This is a genomic window from Legionella stuttgartensis (assembly GCF_977063405.2).
Genome location: NZ_CDRUHA020000056.1, coordinates 244652 through 268560 on the forward strand (window position 1 = coordinate 244652; position 23909 = coordinate 268560).

Below are 23909 nucleotides of genomic sequence, written 5' to 3' on the forward strand. Positions count from 1 at the left end.
ACCAAAGAAAAAAATCTTAGTTTGTTGCGGTACAATCCGCTAAATCATATCATCGCCACCTTTGGATCCCAGGGCAATCTTGCCGTCTTCAGCAAGGTTTTTTGCAATACCCAGAATATCACGCTGAGCACGCTCTACATCAACAACTTTCACAGGACCTTGTAGTTCAATATCCTCACGCAATAAATCAGCAGCGCGTTTAGACATATTGGAGAATATTTTTTCCTTAGTCGGCTCAGTAGTCCCCTTTAAAGCCAGTTTTAATTGTTCAGGCGTTACATCACGCAATAACGTCTGCATGCTTCTATCGTCCATATCCACCAAATTCTCAAAGACAAACATTTTATCTCTGATTTTTTCACTTAATTCTTCGTCCCAATCTTTTATTTTATTTAATACCTCTTCTTCCATAGCACCATCGAAATAGTTGATTACATCAGCAACACTCTTAATTCCTCCTACAGAGGCGGTTTTACTTACTTTCTGACCGCTGAGTTGTTTTTCTATAACTTGTCCTAGCTCGGAGATAGCTTCTGGCTTGACTGTATCAATATTACACATACGTAATAGGACTTCCGATCGTTTTTCAACACTAAAATAGCGCACTACTTCAGCTGCTTGCTCACTATCCAAATGAATTAATATGGTGGCAATAATTTGTGGATGCTCGTTACGAATTACATCAGCAATTAATCGCCCATCCAGCCATTTTAATCGGTTAAGCCCACTGTCTTTATCAGAGACCAAAATTCGGTCAATGAATGGAGTCGCCTTCTCTAATCCTAGAGCTTCAATGAGTACTGTACGTAAATAATGCTCAGTGTCTACAGTTAGGCTCGTTTGCTCACCAATAGCATGGGTAAACTCCACCATGACATTTTCCATTTTTGCTTTAGTAACATTACTTAGTGTCGACATTGCAACACCAACCTTTTGTACTTGCCTCGGCTCCAAATGTCTTAATACTTCAGCAGCATTTTTTTCGCCCATACTTAATAGCAAGATGGCCGCACGCTCTATTCCATCCATAGTTACCCCCGATCAACCCAATTTTTAACTACCTGCGCCACACGTTTGGGTTCCTTATCCACAACTTGTCGTAATAAATTTAATTGTGACTCATAATCATTTGCATCTTTAATTGAAATGGTTCCGTCGTAAGTTAAATCTCCTATAGGCGGCTCCTCACTTACGACACTACCAGCATTTCTATTAGTAGCAAGTGTTTTAAGCATAGGCCTCAGTACGCCAAAGATTAAAGCCAGAACAAATACGGCAGCTCCTGCCTGCTTCACTATGGACCAGAAAATATCTTTCTGCCAAAAACGCTCCTCAGGAATAGCAGCGACGGGGTCGGGTTTGACGAAACCAGTATTAATTACATTCAAACTATCCCCACGTTGTACATTTAATCCAATTGCATCTGCAACAAGCAATTTGATTTGCTCAATTTCCTTTTGGGTCAAAGGAGCTTTAGTCATTTTTTTAGTTTTCTCATCCATTACAGCTCGATTATCTACTAATACCGCAACTGAAAGTCTTTTAATTGTGCCAGGCTGATTTTTAGTATGACTAACCGTTTTGTCCAACTCAAAATTTTTGGTACTTTGCGTACGCATATCTGTGGATTGATTTGTATCTGATGCTGTTTGCTGTTGTTGTTGTGGTGGTGGTCCATTTTTAGGCGGAGCATTCTTGGCTGCAAGAGCAGGATTCGTTTGTGGTGTATTGGATAAAGTGCCGGGAACTCCAACGGCATCACTTGAAGCACTGCGTTTTTCCTGCATGGTTTGCTCGCTACGCAAAGAAGGAAGTTCCGGATTAAACATTTCCTGTGTTTGTTCGTAACTTGTAAAATCAATATCCGCAGAAACTTTTGCCCTAACTCGGCCATACCCAAGTATTGGCGTTAATATATCCTGAATTTTTTGAGCATATTGATGCTCCAAATTTTGCCTATAATCTAAAAAGCGTTCCGTATCAGTAAAAAATGTTTGTCCACCACCTTCATTTAACAATTGTCCATCCTGATCAACAACCGTCACCCGTGTTGCAGATAAATTTGGAATACTGGATGCGACTAAATTCACAATGGCTGCAATTGTATGTTTTTTAAGCTCTAAACCAGAATAGACATCAAGGAAAACTGAAGCACTGGGCTCATGAGCGTCACGGACAAAAGCTGATTCGCGTGGAATTGCTAAATGGACTCGAGCTGATTTAATATCATTGAACTTACTTATAGTACGAGCCAGTTCAGCTTCCAAAGCTTGCTTATAACGCGCATTTTCCATAAATTGGCTGCTATTAAAAGCATTAGCATTGGAAAATAATTCCTCTGATCCGACTGGATCACGAGGTAATCCCTCCATTGCCAATTTAAGCCGTGCATTTTGCAGATTATCAGCTGCAACCATAATCATACTGTTGTTATTATCAATCTTAAAGTCAATTCCATTACGTTCCAATGCAGATACTATCTCAGCCGCGTCGCGTGCATTCATTTGGGTATATAAGGGAACATAATTCGGATCACGGGACCATAAAACAACAGCCAAGCCAATCGCAATACTTGCAGCTACACCTATTAATAAACCAATTTGTCGAGCAATAGAGAGATTTGCAAATTTTGCTGCCACTGTTGATGCACTATCAGCCAATGCCATATTGAACTCCTAATTATACTGGCATATTCATAATGTCTTGGTATGCTTGTACCACTTTGTTACGAACTCGAACAGTAGCTTCAAGCCCCAAATTGGATTTTTGGGCTGCAATCATCACTTCCCCAAGACTAACATTAGGATCTCCCATTTCAAAACGTGTTTTTAAAGAATCCGCTGATTGATTTAACTCATTCACTTGATTCATAGCTTGTTGAAATACCGAGCCAAAAGGAGATTGATTTGCTTCTGTCTCAATGACCCCACCTTCAGCTTTAGCAGACATTGCCTTGATCTGATTTAATAAGTTGACTGTATTAATTTCACTCATATCCCTATTTACCTCATTATTTGGTGTTTTATCCTTTATTTGTTACCCGAGGATTCTCAATATAGAATCCCTTAATCCACGGTTATGGCTTAGCACCTATGCACAAAGCCACAAAGTTTTTTATACTGTATAACCTTCTTCGCGCATTTTTGCTAATTTATAGCGTAATGTACGCTCACTTACCCCCAATAAAGCAGCTACTTTTTGCCTATTTCCTTCATTCTCCACTAAGGTTTTTTCAATCAATTCAAATTCATGAATTTGTAAGTTTTTACTGTTAGCACCTGGAGTGGTTTCAGGGACTAGGGTAGCAGTTAATGACAATTGTAAATGCTCTGCTTCTATAATGCCTTGAGTTTGTAACACCAAAGCACGTTGAATCACATTATCTAATTCACGTGCATTTCCTGGCCAAGGATATGCCAACATCAATTTCTGAGCCGCTGGACATATCACAGGAACAACAGGTTGCTTATGCTGACAATGTTTACGAATCAGATAATTTGCTAAAGGAATGATGTCATTCTTTCTTTCACGTAAAGGATGCCACTGCAAAGGAAACACGTTCAATCGATAAAACAAATCCTCCCTAAAACGGCCAGCCTTGACCTCGTCTTTAAGTTGTCTGTTCGTAGTAGCTAAGATACGAACGTCTAAACTTATTGTTTTATTAGCACCAATTCGCTCTACTTCTTTCTCTTGCAAAACACGGAGTAATTTAGCTTGCAGGCTTAAAGGCATTTCGCTAACTTCATCAAGAAGTAAAGTTCCTCCTTGCGCTTGTTCAAATTTTCCAGGTGTAGATTTGTAAGCACCTGTAAATGACCCCTTTTCATAACCAAATAATGTAGCCTCGAGCATTTGTTCAGGAATTGCAGCACAATTAATTGCAATAAAGGGTTGTTTTTTTCGGGGTGAATGATCATGAATAAAATGAGCTAAAACTTCTTTACCCGTTCCACTTTCACCACTAATCATTACACCAACATCTGATTGTGCTACCTTTAAAGCCATAGTTAATAAAGCTTGGCTTTTAGGATCCTTAGCAATGGGCTCTCCGGTATCTTCATCAAACTCCACTTTAATGTATTGATTTATTTTTTCAGTCAATACTTGAGCGCTGAATGGCTTTTGCAAATAGTCCACAGCACCATGATGGAGCGCATTCACGGCATCTTGTACTGATCCATAAGCAGTCATCAAAATCACCGGTAATCCAAGTCTCCTCTTTTGGATCTCTGCTAATAATTGATTTCCATCCAGTTCATCCATACGAATGTCCGTTAATACTACTGATGGATTATGGATTTCCAAAAGAGCCAAAGCTTCCTTGCCATCTTTAGCGGTAATATATGTATGGCCAGCAATAGTCATTGTTTCAGCCAGCGCTTCCCTTAATACTGGATCATCTTCAACGATTAAAACATGACTCATAGAAAAGTCCTTTTTCTGAGTGTTATAAAAAGGATATCATCCTAAGCCTGGTAAAGCACTTCAAGAATTTTAACTTAAGTTAAATCAGAAGCACTCTGCCATGTTCAGGATGACAACTCAACATATTTACGGCAAAAACAAATTAACCTGTGTACCGACTCCTTCCGTAGATTCTAGACTCAGTCGACCACCATGCGCTTTTACTACCGCGTAAACGACTGCTAATCCCAAACCATTACCTTGGGCTTTTGTAGTATAAAAAGGAGAAAAAGCTTGGTTCTTCACCTCTTCTGTCATTCCTTTACCATTATCCTCTACTGATATTTGTATACCTGAATTATCTATAGATGCAAGTGTTAAATTAATTTCTGTTGCATCTGATTGCAATGAATTGATCACCAAGTTTAAAACAGCACCAATTAATGACTCTGCATGAATTAATGATTCACGAGTATACAGCTGATTATTTACATTGAAGGTGACATTATTAGCTAAAACATATGGCTGTGCACGTTGCACGAGTAAAGAACACCAATAATTCATATCCATACGCGTTGGCTCTATTGTAGTACCTCGCGCAAATAGTAATAAGTCCTGGATTTGTTGCTCAATACTGCTATGACATTCTTGCAATCGATGAATCCAATTTTGAGTACGCAGTTCTAGATCCGGGAGATTGTTCAAATGTTCTGTATACAACATTGCCGAAGCTAATGGGGTTCGGATTTGATGTGCGAGTTGCGCAGTCATTGTACCGATTGAGACCAAGCGCTTTTCATTTTCTTTAGCTTTTTCATAATCCCGTGTAGCAGTTATATCGGTTAAACTAACTAATATACCCGGCAAACTATCCAAAGTAGCGATTGCGACGTGAACTCGACGTCCATCAGCGAGAGAAACTTCATGGCCATCATCAGCACGAGGCACAAAAGCCCGTAAAATCACATCCAACCATAGGGAGTCTAATAATCCATAGCCCAGCATTGCTTCTGCTGGTGGATTTAACCATACAATTCGTCCTTGAGAATTGATAATCACCAAAGCAGTTGGCAAGCTGGATAAGATATCCCACTCAGAAAGAGGTATTTGTGGCCTTACAGCACATGTTTGGTAATTAGAATAATGCATACTTGATGAAATTATTATAATTAATTAGATGACTGTAGCAAATTTAGAATAAAATGAAAATACCATTAAAATCATACAATTAATTACTTAAATATTGTAGTGACTTTTTATTGACATGAACGAATAAGCATGATAAAAATATTGTTATTAAATTATTCAAATAAAGTAATTTTATGACAATTATGCGCCCCAATATGAATATGTGCATGAGCTGCCTGAACATTGTTTTTCAGGTTGAGCATGTGCAGTTGAATTTGGCGCTATAACTTCTCCACAACTCAATACCAATGTTCAGGATACCATCCTTAAAAAGCGCCCTTACTAAAATTAGAGGGCTTGTCCATGAGCATATGCATTCTAAAAGGGATAAACAGCGAATCCATTGATGAAATCAATTATCCGATCATTAAACAATGTTATCAGGAGTTAATTGATGCTTTAGTCACGAAAGGGTTTCCACTCGAACGCATCAAAATTTATTTTGATGATGAAAAGCGGCAAATTCATTTTGACTACTATCCAGATGAATTAGAGGTTCTAATCACATATACTGATTTTGATGAAAAACTACAACTTCATCTAACCCAAAAACCTTTTTCATCCTCTTGGGAGAGTAATCGATACTATCTTTGGCATAATAAATCGGCAGAAGAATATGTGTCTGAGATTAAATCATTACGCCAGTTGTCTATTGATTTGGCAAAAAAAACAAATTATTCCCATCCTGGTTGGAGTTTTTCACAATCATCACATTCTTACTTCTCAGCACTACAAAGAAAAGAGGCATTAAAAAAATCATTTGAAGAATTAAAAGATAAAAATAAACTCCCTAATGGAATCTTCTTAGGGGAAATTCATCATCACAAATTTCCTAAAAAATTTCTTGTTGAAAACCTGGGATACTTTAAGCAGTTAGGAATAAAAACTTTATTTTTTGAGTTTCTTTTTTATGATCGTCATCAAAAATTGCTAGATGCCTATTTTAATAGCGCGAATGAAGAGCTTCCACCCGAACTAGACGCCTATCTATATTTCAAAGATGTAGCAAGTGGATGTGGATTTTCTGGTTATACTGATATAGTTAAAGCAGCCAAAAAGGAGGGGATTCGTATCGTAGCTCTCGATTCTTATCCGGCGATTTTATCCTGTATTAAAAGTTTTCAAATCAAACACTTAGATGGTGACGAACATTTTAGAATTCATAGTTTCAACGGTAACGCAGCAAAAATTATCGAAAAAGAAAGTAATGAGGAACCCTACCTGGCATTTTTAGGTTTTGATCACGGTTATGTTAGTGAAAATTCTCGGTATAAAAACATCAAAAGTGTTGCGGAGCTGTTACCCAATACATGTTCTGTATTCCTTACAGATGGACAAATATCTTATAAAAATTTTTATGCTCCTTTTTTTAGTTACGATAAGCCATTGATATTTAACTACAGCCGACATGATGAAGCAGGAGCCAATATCATTGAGTCCAGTTGGAATCTTCCGGATTGTAAATTATGAAAGAAGAAACGTGTAGTGGTAAAGGAACTTTTAATACTCAAGCTGAGGAGCTCCTGATTTATACTCATACCCATAATTTTGAAGATCCCTGCGTTCGGGATGACGAATAAAATTGGCGAATAGTGAGTCAAGATTGACGTATCATCCAATTTTTTTAACCAAGATGAAGCACAGTGAAATCAAGGGGTTTCTTGATTCGAATATCACCCTTAATCTGGGTTCCTATGCGTTGCACCTAGACTACTATACAGGCTAGGACTCTTGCTTTTTTTCATCAAGCGATCTTAGAAAAGCAAGTTTCTCTGAAATTTTTATTTCCAAACCACGAGGCACGGGTTTATACCAACCAGGCTCCTGCATGCCGTCAGGTAAATAATGTTCTCCAGCCGCGTAAGCATGGGGCTCATCATGAGCATATCGATACTCTTTTCCATGCCCTAGTTGTTTCATTAAACGAGTAGGTGCATTACGCAAATGAATAGGCACTTCTCGAGATTTATCTCGTTTTACAAAGTCTCTAGCTTGATTAAAAGCAACATAGGCTGCATTACTTTTTGCTGCAATGGATAGATAAATGACCGCCTCTCCCAGAGCAAGTTCGCCCTCAGGAGAACCTAGCCTTTCGTATGTTATTGCGGCATCATTTGCAATTTGAATAGCGCGGGGATCAGCTAAGCCGATATCTTCCCATGCCATTCTCACGATGCGTCGTGCCAAATAACGTGGATCCACCCCTCCATCCAGCATTCGGCATAGCCAATATAATGCAGCATCAGGATTAGAGCCACGAACGGATTTGTGTAAAGCAGAAATTTGATCGTAAAAGTTATCACCACTTTTATCAAAACGCCTAACCTGCTCTGCCAATGAATTCATCACAAATTCTTTTGTTACATGTGTATTATTCAATGCAGTACATGCCGTATGTAATTGCTCAAGACTATTTAATAACCGTCTCGCGTCTCCATCAGCAAATGCAATAAGCATTTCTATAGCATCGTCATCAAATTGAATAGAGGATAAAACTGACTGATGCGCCTTTTGAAATAATTGTCTTAACTCCTCATCAGTCAAAGATTTTAAAACATAAACCTGAGCGCGTGACAATAAGGCTGAATTGACTTCAAAAGAAGGATTTTCTGTAGTAGCACCTATGAAAGTGACCAAACCCGATTCAGTATACGGCAATAATGCATCTTGTTGGGCTTTGTTAAAACGATGAATTTCATCAATAAACAATATGGTATGCTTACCAAAGGTTAGATTTTCTTGTGCTTTTTCAACTGCTGCACGAATATCTTTAACCCCAGAGAACACTGCGGAAAGAGCTATCCATTCGCAATCAAAAGCCTCAGCAGTAATTCGGGCAATTGTTGTCTTACCAACACCTGGTGGGCCCCAAAGAATCATCGAATGGAGTTTTTTGGCAGCAAAACTGAGCCGTAAAGACTTTCCCTCCCCTAATAAATGACTCTGACCAATCACTTCATCAAGACTTCGAGGTCTTAAAAGCTCTGCGAGTGGCGGCGTAGGCATTGTCTCAAACAAACTCATTGTTGTACCACATCAACCCCTTTTGGCGTTTTGAATTGAAACAATTTAGTAGCCAATTTAGGATTTAATTTAATTTGCGATAATTGGACTGTAGTTACTTGGCCTAATTGATCGTATAACTCCAATCCTGTTAAGTTATTTTGCCGAAACACTAGTTTTATGCGTTGGAAATTGGCTTTAGGTGATTTTGATTTTAAATCAAAAACGATTTCATCTCCCACATTACTCTGAGTCACAGTAAAATCGCGGGTCACAGTATTGTCATAACCACTTAAAAATAAAGCAGCAGTTCCGCCTAAGCCTTTCTTTTGTGTTTTAACAGTGACTTGTTCTAGGTCTTTATCATAAACCCAAATCTTCTGGCCATCAGCTACCATTAATTGCGCCATTGGCTGCAAAGTTTGCCAACGGAATCGACCCGGTCTTTGTAAGGCCATAGTACCTGATGAACGAGACACTACTCGATGTTTTGCTTTTACAGCTTGCTTAAAATCTGCGGTCATTGAACGAATACTATTTAATTTATTCTGTAGCAATACATCGGGGGTCTCACTAAAAACTGCAGTAGAAATGCTTAAAAGCAATGCTATTAATATTTTTTTCATAACTAATCCTCCGTTACGGATGATACTAAGACATCTCGATAACCACCATCTAATGGCCCCACAATCCCAGTTCGCTCCATTTCCTCAACCATTCGTGCTGCGCGGTTGTACCCTATTTTTAAACGTCGTTGAACTGCAGAAATACTCGCCTTACGCGTTTGAATAACAAACTCTACTGCTTGATCATATAGAGGGTCATCATCCTCTGCGGATTGACCATCTTCATCAGATCCGCCTTCATTGCCATCGCCCGTCAATTTTAAAATATCATCAATATAATTAGGTTCTCCACGAGCACGCCAGTCGTCCGCAATACGATGAACCTCTTTGTCATCAACAAAAGCGCCATGAACTCGTAACGGTGCACCGCTTCCTGGGGCCAAATACAGCATATCCCCATGCCCTAATAATTGTTCCGCGCCTTGTTGATCTAATATAGTACGAGAATCAATTTTTGAGGAAACTTGAAACGAAATTCGTGTTGGAATATTTGATTTGATTAATCCAGTCAAAACATCCACCGAAGGTCTTTGAGTAGCTAGAATCATATGAATTCCAGCAGCGCGGGCTTTTTGAGCAATACGTGCAATTAACTGCTCTACTTTTTTACCCACAACCATCATCATGTCAGCAAGCTCATCAATCATAACGACGATATAAGGTAAAGGTTCTAACTCTGGAGCAGTTTCATCCATTGAGTCAACGGGCTTCCACAAAGGATTAACGAAAGGTTGACCATTGGCGATTCCTTCAGCAATTTTACTATTGAATCCAGCCAAATTCCTTACACCCATAGCAGCCATCAATTTATAACGACGTTCCATCTCTTCAACACACCATCGCAATGCACTAGCAGCTTCTTTCATATCGGTAACAACAGGAGTTAACAGATGAGGAATACCATCGTAAACCGACAACTCCAGCATCTTAGGATCCACCATAATCAAACGTACCTGCTCAGGGGTTGCCTTAAATAAGATACTTAGAATCATGGCGTTGATACCAACTGATTTCCCAGAACCCGTTGTCCCAGCTACTAATAAATGGGGCATTTTTGCTAAATCAACTACGACAGGATGACCTGCTATATCTACACCTAAAGATAAAGAAATCGGTGAATGAGCCTGTTGATAAACATCCGCTAATAGAACATCTGATAATCGGACCATTTCTCGTGAATGATTGGGTAATTCCAATCCGACTACCGCTTTACCTGGAATTACTTCGACCACTCGAACTGAGATTACAGATAAAGAACGCGCTAAGTCTTTAGCCAAGGCCGTCAACTTACTTACTTTAACACCTGCAGCCAATTGTAACTCGAAACGAGTTACTACAGGTCCGGGGTGTACTGCAACTACCCCAGCTTGAATACCAAAATCTAATAAATGTTGCTCAACTTCTCGCGATAAATTTTCTAACTCGTGATGTGTGTACCCACCCATAGGCTTACCTGGCTCACCTTTATCCAATAAGGTTAAAGAAGGTAATTCACCTGAAGTGCTCACTTTGGGAATACGAATTTCTTTTACTTCTTTTATGGGCTTAACGATTTCGGGTTTAAAAATTTCCGGTTTATTATTTTCCGGTTTAAAAATTTCAGGTTTTATTTCATTACTCACTAGAACAGGAGGAATAACCACCTCTTTTTCTTTCTCTATTTTTGGTTTAAATAATTTTGGAGTAGATTTTTCAAGAGGTATTTTGTTGGTTTCTTTTGACTTGGCTCGTGCAAATTGAGTCTTAAAAAAATATGCTGCTTTTTGTACGGTCCTAGAAACATAATTTGCAGTGAACAAAGTATAGAAACCAATGATCTCGAGCGCTTTTATCCAGGATAAACCAGTTAGCCATGTAGTTCCCACTAAAAGCATGGCCAATAAAACCAAGCTTGCTCCATGTAAATTAAGCATTTGATACCAACCGCCCCCCACAGCTTGTCCTATAAATCCTCCGGGGCCATGGATAAAGCTTAATTGACTCATTTCTGCTTCGAGGCTTAATAAGCCACACCCTCCAGCAAACATAAGCATCAAGCCAATAGAACGAAGCAATAAAACTCGTTTATCAAGAGTTTTTAAGGTATGCACATCGTGTAATAAAGCCCATGAAATATAAGCAAAGGCGATGGGTACCAAGTAAGCAAAATACCCAAATGTAAAATACAGGGCATCAGCAATGTACGCACCTACTTGTCCACCTGAATTTGCGACAGCAGCCCCAGCATGCGAAGCATGGGAAAACCCTGGGTCACTGTTTTTATAAGAGAGCAAAGACAAGAGCACAAAAAATGCACTGGTTAAAATTAATATAAAACTACCTTCGCTAAGCCGCTTCACAACATAGCTAGGCATATGTTTTTTAGAAAGACCCGATTTTTTTCCCGAATGTTGTTTTTCCATAGGTATTTTCATATCTTTGTTTTTGTCATAATATTCGCCATCTTAACACAAAATATCAAAATATTAAGGAAGGCAGAGAGAATGAGCTCAAGCAATCATCACCGCTTAATCATATTAGGTTCAGGACCAGCAGGTTACACCGCTGCAGTCTATGCCGCAAGAGCCAATCTTCATCCCGTTTTAATCACTGGCATGCAGCCAGGAGGTCAATTAACGACGACGACAGATGTAGATAACTGGCCTGGCGATATTGAGGGATTACAAGGCCCTGCTCTGATGGAGCGCATGCAAAAACATGCTGAACGCTTTGAAACTCAAATTATTTTTGATCATATTGTTAAAGCAAATCTAGCACAAGCACCTTTTACACTTCAGGGTGATAGCGAAACCTATACTTGCGATGCCCTTATCATTGCTACCGGAGCGTCTGCACGCTATTTGGGACTCGAATCGGAATCAGCTTATCAAGGTCGAGGAGTTTCAGCCTGCGCGACTTGCGATGGCTTTTTTTATCGAAATAAAGCAGTGTGTGTTATTGGGGGAGGAAATACTGCGGTTGAAGAAGCGTTGTATTTATCTAACCTAGCCTCTTCTGTAACTTTAATACATCGACGTGACAGTCTACGTGCTGAAAAAATTCTGCAAGAAAAACTTTTCGAAAAAACGCGTAATGGCAATATTAAAGTAATATGGAACTCCACTCTTGATGAAGTCGTAGGTGATGGTAAAAAAGTAACAGGCGCTTTAATTCGTAATGTACAGAATGACTCGAAAGAGTTATTAAATGTGGATGGCGTATTCATTGCCATAGGACATACACCTAATACTGATTTATTTAAAGATCAACTGATTATGAATAATGGTTATATTGTTATTAAATCAGGACTAGAAGGTATGGCTACCAGCACATCCGTTCCAGGTGTATTTGCTTGTGGAGATGTAGCTGACCATGTGTACCGACAAGCCATTACCTCTGCTGGTTTTGGTTGTATGGCTGCTCTTGATGCAGAAGAATATTTGGATTTGAATTTAAAAAGTTAGTTCTGATTTAGATCGGGTGCAGTGAAAGTGGCTCTTAGAATATAACCCTGCTTCGCTGCTACTCAATTAGAGCATCACTCATAATTCCTTTAGCGATCCAGTTTGATGAAGCATTTTCAGTATAATATCTTTTCCCATAGCCTCTACCATTTTCATAAATAATGAGGGTTTATTTGCTTGTAAACGGTGTAAATCAGAATAACTCCAATATATGTAATCTACAGGCTCTTTTGCATATATAGTAGTGCTTGCTTTTCCGTCTCTAAAATAACTCATCTCTCCAATGAAATGATAAGGTCCTACTTCTATGATCGCTTCTTCTACTTCAATATATACCGATCCTTTAGTAATCAACATTAAATGTTCTACTGGCTCACCTTTGGTTAATATTTTCTCATTTTTGGAGGTGCCTCGATCACTTAGTTTAATCAGACGAATAAAATCACTTGCTTTCGTATTTACAAAAAATAGATCTTTTATTTGTTGCATATCATAAGGCAAATCTCTAGGCAGTAAATCTCTTAACAAAAAACCAATCTGTACAAAATTGATAACTAATGATGCAATAGCCCAATAAGCTACCGGGCGCACATCCTCTAACATACCATAAAGTAAAAATGATAAATCAGATAATATGAAGATCGTACGAAGAAAGAGTACTTTTCTACAACATAGGCTGAGAAGCATTAAAATATTGCCCAAACTATAGAGATAGTCCAATTACTTCCTCCAATTCTCGCTTATAATAAGTGTAGAATAAAATGGGATTTATAAGAGTAACGTTCCTGATATTTGAGGAGTTTGATTTGAATTATGATGAAATCCACTTCTTCCCCCATCCGGAAACAAGTGATGACCAAGGTTTATTATTCATTGGCGGTGATTTATCACCACAGCGCATTCTTCAAGCTTATAGCCAAGGCATTTTCCCCTGGTACGAACCTGGAACACCAATTCTCTGGTGGTCTCCAAATCCAAGACTCATATTGATTCCTACTGAATTTAAACTATCTCGTAGTTTGAAAAAGTCATTAAAAAAATCTTTTAGATTCACCATAGACACCGCTTTTAAACAAGTAATTGCAGAATGTGCTACGAGTGTTGATCGAATCAATAATACCTGGATAACTAAAGAGATGATTGAAGCCTATACTCAATTACACATAATGGGTTATGCCCATTCTTTTGAGATATGGTACGAAAACGAACTGGTAGGAGGCTTATATGGACTCAGTTTAGGCCATGCCTTTTTTGGAGAATCTATGTTCCATAAAATGACAGACACCTCAAAAATTGCTTTTTACTATTTATCAAAAATGATGAGCGATTGGAACTATGATTTTATTGATTGCCAAATTCCGACGAATCATTTGCAAAGTCTAGGCGCTAAAATTGTTGAGCGAAGAGAATTTCTTCATATGCTCTATCAGTCTTTAGAACATCCTACAAAAAAAGGTTCATGGGACCTCACGTAATATTTCAAATAACAACAGGATTGTACTATTATTATACGATATACACAGACTATTACCATTTCATCTCGTTATGGCTTCAATAATTGATAATTTATTTTGTTAAAGAATTCGGAGTATTGACCTATGAAGTCAAAACCAAGTAATGAATCAGAGTCTAAAGTCCCTGTTATTTTTCGACCGCTTAGTAGTAATCAACTACATGATATTTTGGAACACAACGGTGCTACAAAAAAAGAAACGAAGGCTGTTTTTTTAATAAGAGATAATTCAGGAGGGTTAATAACTGTTTCATATTACTCTCAAGAACATGAAATGATAAAAAATCTTCGCTTTGGGTTAACTCATGATGGCTGGAAAACAGTACCTAAACCGCCTAAAGAACCCTCATTCACAGAGACACTCGAGGTAAAATCTAGATATGCACATGATAAGGCAAAATTTGATGCGGAAATGCAGAGCTTTATAAATACAGCAAAAACATTATTTGAACAAAACTGTGCACCTGAGTTGATTAAATCACTACGTTTTGAATTACAAAAAAACGAGTTTAATATGCATGGACTTGTTAGACCCACTCGGGAACAAGCAAGCAAAGAAAAACATTATGTTGATTACGTTGGTGATGTATTTTTAGTTGAGAATACCCCTAACTTAGCAATAAAATAGGTTAGCTCAAATTATGTTGATGGTTAAGCGCTCATCAAAGATGGGTACTAAAGTCAACAATAGAGTGATAAATAGTTAAATTTTGCTGGGCTTTGATTGCCATTTTCTTCATTTTAGTGCAGTATACACGCTGTAAGTATATAATCACACATAATAAACTTTATAAATTTGGTACATCACTGAGAGACCTATGGCAAAAGAAGATCATTTAGAAATGGCTGGTACGGTTATCGATACCTTGCCCAACACCATGTTTCGTGTTGAATTAGAAAATGGACATATTATCACTGCCCACATTTCTGGTCGTATGCGTAAGAATTACATTAGAATTTTAACTGGCGATAAAGTTAAGGTCGAATTAACTCCCTATGACCTAACTAAAGGTCGCATTATATTCCGCGATAAAAACTAAAATAGCATCTTATTTAAAATCTTATTCTTTCAAAGTGGCCCGTGTCGCGGTAAAGCGTAACTCGGGTTTCCCTTTTTTGACAATCTACAACATGATATCAGAATATTGCCTGGGTGAAGGCGCAAGGGGTAAACCTGGAAAAAAATTCTAGAAACCTGGGTTACAGCTTGCGCCTTCACCCAGGCTAAAGACTCAAAGATTATAACGCTTCAAATATTGCCGCAGCCCCCATGCCTGTTCCAATGCACATGGTTACCATACCATATCGTCCTTTAGTTCTTCTTAGTCCATGCAATAACGTAGCTGTTCTTATTGCACCTGTGGCACCTAAAGGATGTCCTAAAGCAATAGCTCCTCCTAAAGGATTCACCTTAGTTCTAGGAAGATCAAGTTCTTTAATCACTGCTAAAGCTTGAGCGGCAAATGCCTCATTAAGCTCTATCCAATCCAGTTGATCTAAAGTAATACCTGCTCGTTTTAAAGCAATAGGAATTGCCTCAATAGGACCAATTCCCATAATCTCAGGAGGAACACCAGCTACAGCATAACTCAGTAAGCGCCCAATGGGTTTTAAATCATATTGATGCAAAGCCTGTTCACTGGCTAAAAGTGCAATACCAGCACCATCACTAGTCTGTGAACTGTTTCCTGCTGTAACAGTTCCTCTTGCAGCAAAGACAGGTTTTAATTTAGAAATGACATCATAAGAAGTATCAGCTCTTGGTCCTTCATCATCATTTATCCATTTCTTTTTTATTATTGCGGTATCATTTTCTAAATCAGCCTGTCTTATGGTAATTTCTACAGGACTGATTTCAGCTTTAAAGTCACCACGTTGCTGTGCTGCAACGGCTTTTTTATGACTTTCAGCAGCAAATTCATCTTGCTGCTCTCGAGTAATTTGCCAACGCTTTGCAACATTTTCAGCTGTAATGCCCATCCCATATGCGATTGCAACATCTTCATTATTGAAGATAACAGGATTTGCTGTGTATTTATTGCCGCCCAAAGGCACCATAGACATGCTTTCAACGCCTCCACCAAGAGCCAAATGCATATCTCCACTGCGTATAGACTCTGCAACTGTAGCAATGCTTTGTACACCAGAAGAACAAAAGCGATTGATTGTCATTGCAGGGACAGATTGAGGTAGATCAGCCAGTAATGATGCGATTCGAGCCACATTCATGCCTTGCTCAGCCTCAGGCATAGCACATCCTATGACTACATCCCCTATTTTTTGATGATCCACTGACGGATTGCGTTTCATTAAATTTGTGATCACATGAGCCAACAAATCATCTGGTAATGTATTTTTAAATACACCGCGTGGTGCCTTACCTACTGGAGTACGTAATGCGTCAACTATATATACATTAGTCATTTCAAATCTCCCTTAGTTACGTAACGGCTTGCCAGTCTCTAGTAAATGACTAATCCGTGCCTGGGTTAATGGGGTTGCAGCAAGAGTTATAAAGGCTTCACGCTCTAACTTAAGCATCCAATTCTCGTCAACAAATGTATTTTGATTTAGGTTGCCCCCACAAAGCACGGTTGCTAACTCCGTAGCAATGAAATAATCATGCTGAGAAATAAATCCACCTTCTAACCAATTTACTAAACCTGCTTGCAAACGTGCCTTACCCTCAATACCGGCAACTTGAAACTGTTTCTTTAAAGGAGGTTTGTAGTTTTCTGCGTGCATGAAATTAACCTTAGCCAATGCTACATAGAGTACTTCATTAGCATTCATGACATAACTGTCTGTACTTCGCAAATACCCCATTTGCATTGCATCAGCCGCTGAACCTGCAACTTGCGCTGTAGCAATTTGTTGATAGTAATTCTGAATTACTGTCATTAAATCCCCTTTAGGAGCAAGATGAGCCGCCCGCATTGCCATTTCTTTACATCCACCTCCCGCAGGTATCACCCCAACACCAAATTCAACTAGACCTGGGTAGGCTTCAAAAGCAGCAGCCACGGCATCACAATGCATCATTAACTCACAACCACCGCCAAGAGCACGGCCTCGTACTGCTGCAACTGTAGGAATAGAACTGTATTTCAAACGTAAAGCGACACGTTGGAATTGTGCGATCATAGAGTCCAAAGCCTGCATTTTATTTTCCTTAATTAAATTAAGGACACCGCGCAAATCAGCTCCAGAACAAAAATTAGTGGCGTCTTGTTGATAAATAATTAAGCCTCGACATTGTTTCTCTGCAATTTCAACAGCAGCTTCCAATCCATCGAGAACTGTTTGACCCACTGTATTTGCTTTGCTTTTGAAATTCACTACCGCTACATCATCTTGTAGATGCCATAAACGAACACCCTCATTTTCATAAATCACAGGTGTGGGATGCACTGATTCCTTAAGGACTCGGTCAGTGAAGAATTGACGTTTATAAACTGGCAATTGACTTCGAGGTTGGTACTCATTCATCTGAGGAGAATAAGCGCCCTTTTCAGTATAGAAGGCCTTGATTTCAAAAAGCCATCCGGGCAGTTGAGCCGTACTAAGTGTTGATTTTTCCTTTATTGCTTGGTTAATGTACTGAGCCATTGTCGTCAAATCAGCTAGCTGCCAGGTTTCAAATGGCCCTTGTATCCAACCAAAGCCCCAGCGAATTGCCAAATCAACGTCTCTGACATTATCTGCAATTTCCTCGAGATGATATGCGCAGTAGTGAAATAAATCCCTGAAACAGGCGGCTAAGAACTGTGCTTGCTTGTTATTAGAAGTCATTAGACTTTGCATCCGCACAGCAGGATCGGGATTACCCATAATCACTTTTAACTCATCACTTACGGCCGGTTGCGCTGGACGATATTGTGCTGATTTAACATCATATACTTCAATAATCTTGCCATTTTTTCTATAAATACCTTGACCTGTTTTTTGTCCCAAATGCCCATCTTTAATTAGATTAATGAGCCACTCAGGTAATTTAAAACTGTGATGCCATGGATCATCTTGTAACTGTTGTTGCATGGTATGGATTACATGTTGCATGGTGTCTAGACCAACAACGTCCATGGTGCGGAACGTGGCAGATTTTGGTCTCCCTAACAAAGGGCCTGTTAATGCATCAACTTCATCCAATCCCATATCCATGGCAAAAGCATGGTGCAATGTTGTTAAGAGAGAAAATACACCAATGCGATTTCCAATAAAATTAGGTGTGTCTTTGGCGCGTACAACTCCTTTACCTAAATAACGAGTTAGCCAAGTTTCCAGATTATCCACTAATTCTTTATTAGTCGTTTTAGCAGGAATAAGTTCAGCAAGATGCATGTAACGCGGAGGATTAAAAAAATGGACACCGCAAAAATTCTTTCTATGTGCTTCAGGTAAAACTGAACATAAAGCATTAATACTCAAACCGGAGGTATTACTTACTAAAATGGAATGTTCTGTTAAAAAAGGGGAAATACGTTTGTATAAATCTTCTTTCCAGTCCAAGCGTTCAGCAATTGCTTCAATAACTAAATCGCAAGAGGACAAATCAGCAAGATGTTGTTCATAATTTCGGGATTGCAACAATGTCGCGGTTTGGGTTGTAGCAAGTGGAGCAGGTTTTAGTTTTCCTAAATTAGCGATTGCCTTATCAATCAATGCATTCGCATTTCCTTCTTTAGATGCCAAATCATAGAGTAATGTTTCTATACCAGCATTAACACAGTGCGCTGCAATTTGTGCACCCATAACACCAGCTCCCAGAACTGCGACTTTTTTTATAAAAAAAGATCCCTGCATTCTTTTTTCCTCGTTAAAGTAGCCTGGGTGAAGCGAAGCATAACCCGGGTTCATGGAACATGATAATTACCTGGGTTATGCTTCGCTTCACCCAGGCTACAGTTGCTACTTAAATCAAGACAAATCAAATCGAATACCTTGAGCTAACGGTAATTCATTTCCCCAATTTATTGTATTTGTTTGCCGACGCATATACGCTTTCCAAGAGTCAGAACCAGACTCACGCCCGCCACCTGTTTCTTTTTCTCCACCAAATGCCCCGCCAATTTCAGCACCTGAAGTACCGATATTAATATTAGCTATGCCGCAATCACTTCCCCAGGCACTTAAAAAGTGTTCTGCATTTTTTAAATTTTGGGTAAACATGGCAGAAGACAATCCTTGAGGTACATGATTTTGTAAAGCAATCGCTTCATCAATTGTCTGGAAAGACATAACGTATAAAATCGGCGCAAATGTTTCCTCTTGAACAATCTCCCAATGATTTTTTACATCACATACTAACGTAGGTTCCACAAAGAAGCCTGATCCATGTACTGGCTCACCACCAAAGATAATCCGACCACCTGCCTCTTTAATACGAGCTATTGCACCATTAAATTGATCAACAGCTTGTTTATCAATCAGGGGCCCCATTAAGTTTTTCTTATCTAAAGGATCACCAATTGTTATTTGCTCGTAGGCAAAACGTAAACGCTCAACAACATAATCATACTTAGAATGATGGACAAATAAACGTCTCGTAGAAGTACATCGTTGACCCGCAGTACCTACCGCACCAAAAACAATAGCTGGAATTGCTAAATGAAGATCAGCTGACTCATCGAGAATAATAGCGTTATTACCACCCAATTCTAGAATAGTCTTACCCAATCGAGCTGCAACTTTAGCAGCGACCTCTTTACCCACTGCTGTTGAACCAGTAAATGAAATAAGTGGTATTCGTTTATCATTCACCATTTCTTCAACCACATCGTGACTCTCTGGAATAACTAAACTGAATATTTCCGGACAACCATTAGCCCTTAATACATCATTGCAAATGTTCTGAACAGCTACAGCACATAAAGGAGTCTTTGCAGATGGCTTCCACAATGTCACATTCCCACATATGGCTGCCAGAAAAGCATTCCATGACCAAACTGCAACAGGAAAGTTAAACGCTGAAATAACGCCAACAATACCGTATGGGTGCCACTGTTCATACATTCTATGTTGTGGACGCTCTGAATGCATGGAATTACCGTACAGCATCCGTGATTGTCCTACTGCGAAATCAGCTATATCAATCATTTCCTGAACTTCGCCGTCCCCTTCTTGTTTGGATTTACCCATTTCTAAGGAAACTAAACTACCTAATGCATCTTTATGCTCACGTAATGCCTGACCAATCTGCCTGATGATCTCCCCTCTTTTAGGAGCAGGAACTTTCCTCCATTCATGAGCAGCATATTGAGCACGAGTCATTATCTCTTCATAATCACTCATAGTGCAGGTTGCTATTTCTGCAAGCTTTTCACTATTGGCTGGATTATAAGAGATTAACTTATGTTCATGAATTCCACTTTGCCAACCTTGACCACTAAAGGCCCCTGGATTAACGGCATGAATTTTCAAGCGTTTTAATATATCCATTAATTATCTCCATAGTAACCCGGGTACAATAAACAACCCGGGAACAATAACCAAAATATTTTTGGTTATGCGTAATAGCGACCAAAACGATTTTCCAGCACCGCAGACAAATGGAATTTTTCTTGTAAGACTAAACCCTTATATTCATTTTCTTGTCCGAGCACTAAATCAACTACTGAACAAACACCAGAGGCAGTACTTATTTGAATTGCTGACCACTCCAAGCCACAGATTTGTTCAGGATAAATTTTCTTCACATAATTTTTTTCTGTCAGTTCACCTTGTTTCATTCCTTCAACAGAAACATAAACAATGACTAGATCTTGATACGTTTTAGGAATTGCATTTTCCAAAATGCGTTTTAGCGTAGGTCTATCTTGGTTTAATCGCAAATCATTCATCAATAAACGCATCTTTGAGCAATGTCCAGGATAACGCATTGTTTTATAATTCATGGTTTGTACTTTACCAGCGTGCATCTCTGCCAAGCTACCTAATCCACCAGAGGTATTAAACGCTTCATACTCGCACCCATCGATTTGAATGGTTTCTAATCCTTCTAAAGGTGCCAAGGTTACCGCTTTTCCATATTTAATTGCATAACATGGATTGCCATATTCATTGATGACTCCATCAGTGGACCAGGTTAATGAATATTGAAGTGCATTGTTTGCATTTTGAGGAAGAGCCCCTACACGCAATTTCACATGATGACACTCTTCAAACTCATGCATGAGACTATTTGCGGCGATGCTGATAAACCCGGGAGCCAATCCGCATTGAGGAACAAATGCAGTTTCTGCGTCAAGCGCTATCGCTTTTACTGCTTCAGTCACTGCCGTATCTTCCGTAAGATCAAAATAATGCGCTTTGGCAGCTTTTGCAGCTTCCGCAACAAAAGTATTTAAAAAATATGGAAGACTTGAAATAACAGCCACGATACCGTTTTTTTCCATATAAGCTTGAGTGGACTGTTGATCTTGAACATCTAAGGCTACTGTTTTAATTTTCGGTACTGCTTCCAACAGCCTTTTTACATCGGATCCATTAAAATCAATATCAACCAAATGGACCTGGTACGAACCGCTCTCTGATAATAAACAAGCGATTAAGCTACCAATTTTCCCTGCACCAGTAATCATTACATTATACATTTAATCCCTCTCCATTATAAAACGCGATCATCCTACACAAAATCTTGGGAATTGAATAGTATTCTCTGAACTATGTGCATACATAATAACAATTTTTAAGAATCGAGTTATTCTATTTTTTGATGCATAATGTTTGAAAAGGACTATATTAAAAAAAATCTTGAATTCGCAAAGGGAATTGGTATGAACAAATCAAAAAGGAAGCATCCAAAATCAACCGAAAAGTCTAGAAACTCCTTATTGACTGAATCAGATAAAAACGATTATGAAGGAATAAGTTTCGATAAATTATTCCACGCTACCATCAGTCAATTGTGTAATTGGTTATCACCAGGAACACTGATGATGTCTTTTGGTGACTGGTTGATTTATTTGCTTTTTTCACCCGCGCAACGTGCTGATTTAAACAAAAAGGCACTCAAAAAATTGGGACATTTGTTATTATACATTCAACAACAAAACCAAGATAAATGTGAACCTTGTGTCGAAATCCGCCAAACCGATCATCGCTTCCAAAATGAATCATGGTCTCAATTTCCCTTCAATGTATACACTCAATCATTCTTATTAACTGAAGAATGGTGGGATAATGCAACAACTCATCTTCGTGGAGTTTCCAAACACCATGAGAACATTGTTAATTTTGTAACACGTCAAATTTTGGACATTTTTGCTCCGTCGAATGTACCGGGAATGAATCCTGAAGTGATTGCTGCCACAATTAACGAAGGGGGCATGAATTTTATCAAAGGATGGAGTAATTTTATTGATGACATCACCCGGTATCTGAATAATAAACCGCCAGCAGGGAGCGAACAATATAAGGTAGGAACAAATGTAGCAGTAACACCAGGGAAAGTTATTTATAGGAATCGTTTAATAGAACTGATCCAATATGAACCAACAACATCAACAGTACATCCTGAACCGATCTTAATCATTCCAGCTTGGATTATGAAGTATTACATTCTTGATCTTTCACCTAATAACTCCATGGTGAAATTTTTAGTAGATAAAGGACATACTGTATTTATGATTTCCTGGAGTAATCCAACCTCTGAGGATAGAGACTTAGATTTTTCTGATTATGCAATACGCGGAGTGATGGATGCATTAGATACCATCAATCAAATTATTCCTAAAGAAAAAATTCATGCAGTTGGTTATTGTATTGGGGGAACTTTATTAACTATGGTTGCCGCAAAGATGGCAGCAAATAATGATAACCGTTTAAAAACAATGAGCTTATTTGCAGCACAAACCGATTTTCAGGATGCAGGCGAACTCCAGTTATTTATTGACGAAAACCAACTCACTTATATTGAAGATATTATGTGGGAGAAAGGCTATTTAGAGGGTTCACAGATGTCTGGAGCGTTTAGCATGTTACGGTCTATAGATCTTATTTGGTCTCGGGTAGTTTATGACTATTTATTAGGTAAACGACAGAATATAAATGACTTAATGGCATGGAATTACGATACTACTAGAATGCCATATAAAATGCATAGTGAATATTTGCGCAAATTGTTTTTAAACAATGACTTAGTAGAAGGACGTTTTAAAATTCTGGATGAGAGTATTAATCTTGCCGATATCACATTACCAATTTTTTCAGTAAGTACTATAAAAGATCATGTGGCCCCTTGGAAATCCGTTTATAAAATTCATTACTTTACTGATAGTGATATTACCTTTGTATTGACTAATGCAGGACATAACACAGGGATTGTTAACGAGCCAGGAAGCTTGGGACGCAGTTATCAAATGCTCACTCATAAATTAGATGATAAACATTTAGCACCGGAAGTTTGGTTAGAAAGAGCCCCTCATTTTACAGATTCTTGGTGGCCCTCCTGGGAAAAATGGCTTACTGATTATTCCGGTGCTAAAAAGAAACCACCTACTCTAGGTAACCCTGAAAAGAATTTAAGACCGATTTGTGATGCACCTGGAACTTATGTTCTGAAAAAATAATAAAGTAAATTGTAGGTACATTGATGTCCCTGTCGTCCTGAGGAGTTTACGACGAAGGGATATCCTACCTTCGGGATTGACGTAGCCTCCGATTTTTGTAGCCAGGGTGACGTAAATTCTGGACATTGTAAAATTATAAAATATTTCACTAATTCTTGAC

General features: G+C 38.7%; 19 protein-coding genes. 6 read left to right on the forward strand and 13 right to left on the reverse strand.

Annotated features, from left to right (window positions below; genetic code table 11):
- Positions 1 to 39 precede the first annotated feature (39 nt).
- From fliG to ACWTEW_RS15405, 5 genes are all read right to left on the reverse strand, one after another.
- Positions 40 to 1029: a flagellar motor switch protein FliG gene (fliG, locus tag ACWTEW_RS15385; RefSeq protein ID WP_454782531.1), complete on the reverse strand. Its 990-nt coding sequence runs from the start codon at positions 1027 to 1029 to the stop codon at positions 40 to 42.
- 2 nt (positions 1030 to 1031) lie between these two features.
- Positions 1032 to 2666: a flagellar basal-body MS-ring/collar protein FliF gene (gene fliF / locus ACWTEW_RS15390; protein ID WP_454782532.1), complete on the reverse strand. Its 1635-nt coding sequence runs from the start codon at positions 2664 to 2666 to the stop codon at positions 1032 to 1034.
- A 13-nt stretch (positions 2667 to 2679) separates the two neighbouring features.
- Positions 2680 to 2994: a flagellar hook-basal body complex protein FliE gene (gene fliE, locus ACWTEW_RS15395; protein ID WP_454782533.1), complete on the reverse strand. Its 315-nt coding sequence runs from the start codon at positions 2992 to 2994 to the stop codon at positions 2680 to 2682.
- 120 nt (positions 2995 to 3114) lie between these two features.
- Positions 3115 to 4428 (reverse strand): sigma-54-dependent transcriptional regulator, encoded by a 1314-nt coding sequence (locus tag ACWTEW_RS15400; protein WP_454782534.1) that lies wholly within the window; start codon positions 4426 to 4428, stop codon positions 3115 to 3117.
- Positions 4429 to 4554: 126 nt separating this feature from the next.
- Positions 4555 to 5556: a sensor histidine kinase gene (locus ACWTEW_RS15405; RefSeq protein WP_454782535.1), complete on the reverse strand. Its 1002-nt coding sequence runs from the start codon at positions 5554 to 5556 to the stop codon at positions 4555 to 4557.
- A gap of 342 nt (positions 5557 to 5898) precedes the next feature.
- On the opposite strand from ACWTEW_RS15405, the gene ACWTEW_RS15410 reads away from it, so the two are divergent.
- On the forward strand, positions 5899 to 7065 hold the full coding sequence (locus ACWTEW_RS15410) for a TraB/GumN family protein (protein ID WP_454782536.1): 1167 nt from the start codon (positions 5899 to 5901) through the stop codon (positions 7063 to 7065).
- A gap of 252 nt (positions 7066 to 7317) precedes the next feature.
- Here ACWTEW_RS15410 and ACWTEW_RS15415 read toward each other — a convergent pair whose 3' ends face one another.
- The 3 genes from ACWTEW_RS15415 to ACWTEW_RS15425 are packed head-to-tail and all read right to left on the reverse strand — an operon-like array spanning position 7318 to position 11626.
- A complete protein-coding gene (locus ACWTEW_RS15415) occupies positions 7318 to 8619 on the reverse strand; it encodes a replication-associated recombination protein A (RefSeq protein ID WP_454782537.1) in 1302 nt (433 codons plus the stop codon).
- Positions 8616 to 9224: an outer membrane lipoprotein periplasmic chaperone LolA gene (gene lolA / locus ACWTEW_RS15420; protein ID WP_454782538.1), complete on the reverse strand. Its 609-nt coding sequence runs from the start codon at positions 9222 to 9224 to the stop codon at positions 8616 to 8618. Before lolA ends, ACWTEW_RS15415 begins: the two co-directional genes overlap by 4 nt.
- Before the next feature lie 2 nt (positions 9225 to 9226).
- Positions 9227 to 11626 carry a DNA translocase FtsK gene (locus ACWTEW_RS15425; protein WP_454782539.1) on the reverse strand — a complete coding sequence of 800 codons (2400 nt, stop codon included), beginning with the start codon at positions 11624 to 11626 and terminating at the stop codon, positions 9227 to 9229.
- A gap of 81 nt (positions 11627 to 11707) precedes the next feature.
- Between ACWTEW_RS15425 and trxB the strand changes: the two genes are divergently transcribed.
- Positions 11708 to 12667, forward strand: coding sequence for a thioredoxin-disulfide reductase (gene trxB / locus ACWTEW_RS15430; RefSeq protein ID WP_454782540.1), 960 nt, complete (start codon positions 11708 to 11710; stop codon positions 12665 to 12667).
- Positions 12668 to 12745: 78 nt separating this feature from the next.
- Here trxB and ACWTEW_RS15435 read toward each other — a convergent pair whose 3' ends face one another.
- A complete protein-coding gene (locus ACWTEW_RS15435; RefSeq protein ID WP_454782541.1) occupies positions 12746 to 13387 on the reverse strand; it encodes a Crp/Fnr family transcriptional regulator in 642 nt (213 codons plus the stop codon).
- Positions 13388 to 13473: 86 nt separating this feature from the next.
- Here ACWTEW_RS15435 and aat point away from each other — a divergent pair, with 86 nt between their 5' ends.
- The 3 genes from aat to infA all read left to right on the forward strand — a co-directional run bounded on the left by aat (position 13474) and on the right by infA (position 15220).
- Entirely contained in the window at positions 13474 to 14142 is a 669-nt protein-coding gene (aat, locus tag ACWTEW_RS15440; protein WP_454782542.1) for a leucyl/phenylalanyl-tRNA--protein transferase, read from the forward strand.
- Between the two features lie 123 nt (positions 14143 to 14265).
- Positions 14266 to 14808 carry a hypothetical protein gene (locus ACWTEW_RS15445; protein WP_454782543.1) on the forward strand — a complete coding sequence of 181 codons (543 nt, stop codon included), beginning with the start codon at positions 14266 to 14268 and terminating at the stop codon, positions 14806 to 14808.
- A gap of 190 nt (positions 14809 to 14998) precedes the next feature.
- Positions 14999 to 15220, forward strand: coding sequence for a translation initiation factor IF-1 (gene infA / locus ACWTEW_RS15450; RefSeq protein WP_454782544.1), 222 nt, complete (start codon positions 14999 to 15001; stop codon positions 15218 to 15220).
- Positions 15221 to 15419: 199 nt separating this feature from the next.
- On the opposite strand, the gene ACWTEW_RS15455 is transcribed toward infA, so the two are convergent.
- From ACWTEW_RS15455 to ACWTEW_RS15470, 4 genes are all read right to left on the reverse strand, one after another.
- Complete coding sequence (locus tag ACWTEW_RS15455) at positions 15420 to 16604, reverse strand: acetyl-CoA C-acyltransferase (protein WP_454782545.1); 1185 nt, start codon at positions 16602 to 16604, stop codon at positions 15420 to 15422.
- A gap of 12 nt (positions 16605 to 16616) precedes the next feature.
- Positions 16617 to 18983, reverse strand: a complete 2367-nt coding sequence (locus tag ACWTEW_RS15460; protein WP_454782546.1) for a 3-hydroxyacyl-CoA dehydrogenase/enoyl-CoA hydratase family protein — start codon at positions 18981 to 18983, stop codon at positions 16617 to 16619.
- Between the two features lie 114 nt (positions 18984 to 19097).
- Positions 19098 to 20618, reverse strand: a complete 1521-nt coding sequence (gene amaB, locus ACWTEW_RS15465; RefSeq protein ID WP_454782547.1) for an L-piperidine-6-carboxylate dehydrogenase — start codon at positions 20616 to 20618, stop codon at positions 19098 to 19100.
- A gap of 65 nt (positions 20619 to 20683) precedes the next feature.
- Complete coding sequence (locus ACWTEW_RS15470; protein ID WP_454782548.1) at positions 20684 to 21772, reverse strand: saccharopine dehydrogenase family protein; 1089 nt, start codon at positions 21770 to 21772, stop codon at positions 20684 to 20686.
- Positions 21773 to 21955: 183 nt separating this feature from the next.
- Between ACWTEW_RS15470 and ACWTEW_RS15475 the strand changes: the two genes are divergently transcribed.
- Positions 21956 to 23749 (forward strand): PHA/PHB synthase family protein, encoded by a 1794-nt coding sequence (locus ACWTEW_RS15475; protein ID WP_454782549.1) that lies wholly within the window; start codon positions 21956 to 21958, stop codon positions 23747 to 23749.
- Positions 23750 to 23909: the final 160 nt, after the last annotated feature.